Genomic DNA, 1,918 nt, shown 5'->3' on the forward strand with positions numbered 1-1,918 from the left:
ATTTCGGCCCCCGGCTGTTTCGCCGACTCCACGCCCGAAGGCGCCGAGGTGATCGACCTCGCCGGCCAGTGCCTCGCCCCCGGCCTCGTCGACATGCGCGTGCTGATCGGCGAACCGGGCGAGGAGGAAAAGGACACGATCAAGAGCGCGTCNCGCGCCGCGGCGGCCGGCGGCATCACCGCCATGGCGCTTCTGCCCAACACCGACCCGGTGCTGGACGAGGTCGCCGGGTTGGAGTTCATCGCGCGGCGCGCCCGCGAGGTGAAGCTGGTCAAGGTCTTCGCCTACGGCTCCGCCACCCGCGGCACCGAAGGCAACGAGATCACCGAGATGGGCCTTCTGGGCCAGGCCGGTGCAGTCGCCTTCACCGACGGCACCAAGGCCATCGCCAGCGCCAAGACCATGCGCCGGGCGCTGAGCTATGCCAAGACCTTCGGCAAGCCGATCGTGCAGCACCCGGAGGAGCCGTCGCTTGCGTCGGGCGGCATGATGAATTCCGGTGAGATCGCCACCCGCCTCGGCCTTGTTGGCATCCCGCGCGAAGCCGAGATCATCATGATCGAGCGCGACCTGCGGTTGGCTGAGCTGACCGGTGGTCGCCTGCATTTCGCCCACATCACCACCGGTGAGTCGGTCGACCTGATCCGCCGCGCCAAGGCGCGTGGGCTGAAGGTGACCTGCGACACCGCCCCGCATTACTTCGCCCTGACCGAGACCGACGTTGGCGATTACCGCACCTATGCCAAGGTGTCGCCGCCGTTGCGCGGCGAAATGGACCGCCGCGCCATCGTCGAGGGACTGGCTGACGGCACCATCGACGCCATCGCGTCCGACCATGTGCCGCAGGACCAGGACCAGAAGCGCCTCCCCTTCGCCCAGGCCGCCCCTGGCGTCATCGGGCTGGAGACGCTGTTCCCGCTGACTCTGGAACTGGTGCACAAGGGCAAGATGCCCCTCTTGAAGGCACTGGCCTGCGTCACCGCCAATCCGGCGGCAATTCTCGACCTGTCCCTCGGCCGGATCGTCAAGGGCGGGCCGGCGGATCTGGTCGTGTTCGACGCCGACGTGCCGTGGCAGATCGACGTCAGCCGCTTCAAGTCGAAGTCGAAGAACTCGCCTTTCGAGAACCGGCCGGTCCAAGGCCGGCCACTGCGCACCATCGTCGACGGCCGCACCGTCTGGCAGGCGGAGGACTGAACCGGTGCTGACTCTCGTGCTTGCCGCCCTGCTGGGCTATCTGCTGGGCTCGATCCCCTTCGGGCTGGTGCTGACCCGGATGGCCGGTCTGGGCGATATCCGCCAGATCGGCTCCGGCAACATCGGCGCCACCAACGTGCTGCGCACCGGCAACAAGCCGCTGGCGCTGGCGACCCTGCTGCTCGACAGTGGCAAGGGGGCCATCGCGGCTTTGCTGGCCCTGTGGTGGGCCGGGCCGGAAGCGGCGGTGCTGGCCGCCGGCGGCGCCATGCTGGGCCACAGCTTCCCGGTCTGGCTGGGCTTCAAGGGAGGCAAGGGCGTCGCCACGGCGCTGGGCGTGCTGCTGGCGGTGTCCTGGCCGGTCGGGCTGCTGGCCTGCCTGACCTGGATCGTCATGGCGGCGCTGTTCCGCATCTCCTCGTTGTCGGCGCTGACGGCGATCGCCATCAGCCCGCTGACCGGCTGGTATTTCGGCGGACCGCTGGTCGGCGGTCTCTGCCTGTTCATCGCCGTGCTGGTCTTCATCCGACACGAGGCGAACATCCGCCGCCTGCTGAAGGGCGAGGAGCCGAAGATCGGATCGGGCAAGAAGAAAGCCGCCTGAACGAGCGGACCGACAGGCTGGATCGAAGATCGGGCGGGAAGGAAACTTCCCGCTTTTTTTTTTATGCATCGCCCTTGATTCGTTACCCTTGGCCCTGCCTGCCCTCATCCGCTCCCC

At 67.9% G+C, this 1,918-nt stretch carries 2 protein-coding genes; both read left to right on the forward strand.

Going from position 1 to position 1,918, the window contains the following annotated elements:
• Window positions 1-1,197, forward strand: a 1,197-nt coding sequence (locus I71_RS02450) for a dihydroorotase (protein WP_042689908.1), incomplete at its 5' end; no start/stop codon positions are given.
• A gap of 4 nt (window positions 1,198-1,201) precedes the next feature.
• The gene (plsY, locus tag I71_RS02455) at window positions 1,202-1,801 is read left to right on the forward strand and encodes a glycerol-3-phosphate 1-O-acyltransferase PlsY (RefSeq protein WP_042689911.1); all 600 of its coding nucleotides are present in this window, start codon (window positions 1,202-1,204) and stop codon (window positions 1,799-1,801) included.
• Window positions 1,802-1,918: the final 117 nt, after the last annotated feature.

Source organism: Azospirillum sp. B506 (assembly GCF_000333595.1).
Lineage (GTDB): Bacteria > Pseudomonadota > Alphaproteobacteria > Azospirillales > Azospirillaceae > Azospirillum.